This window comes from Mesorhizobium sp. M7A.F.Ca.US.014.04.1.1 (assembly GCF_003998745.1).
GTDB lineage: Bacteria > Pseudomonadota > Alphaproteobacteria > Rhizobiales > Rhizobiaceae > Mesorhizobium > Mesorhizobium ciceri.
Map to the genome: position 1 here is coordinate 1 of NZ_RZRW01001462.1, position 446 is coordinate 446.

1 protein-coding gene is annotated in these 446 nt (G+C 61.2%); it reads right to left on the reverse strand.

Features of this window, described 5'->3' with window-relative positions; translation table 11 throughout:
- Positions 1-137 precede the first annotated feature (137 nt).
- Positions 138-446: pseudoazurin (locus EOA22_RS37120; protein WP_127390780.1), on the reverse strand; the 309-nt coding region annotated here is incomplete at its 5' end.

A 446-nucleotide genomic window follows, 5' to 3' on the forward strand; every position in this document is an offset into this window, starting at 1 on the left:
GGTCCTGTGTAGGCCCGCAGGCGTGGAATCCCCATGATTTGCGTCTCCAAATGAACAGGGCCGGATGAACCGCCGCCCTCGGTCCGTCCGGCCCTCGCCTGCCCTCATGCGGCAGGCATGGCTGTATCGATTGCCGATCAGTTGACCGGAACCTGGGTGAACAGGTCGGCGAACACCGTCTTTGCCTTCCCGGGATGCTTGACCGCCTTGGCGGCATCGAGATTGACCGGCTTTCCGACAACGATCAGGGCGACCATGCCCATGCCGTAGTGAGGCGCGCATTTGACGCCGTAAACGCCCTCCTTTGTCAGCGTAACGGTGATTTCCTCGCTGGGCTTTCCCTTGAAGGGCTCGGCGCCGTCTGGAAGCATGCCTTTGATTGACTCGGCATCATGGCTCTTGTCGGTCGGCACGAACTTGACGGTGTCGCCAGTGTGTGCCTTGAC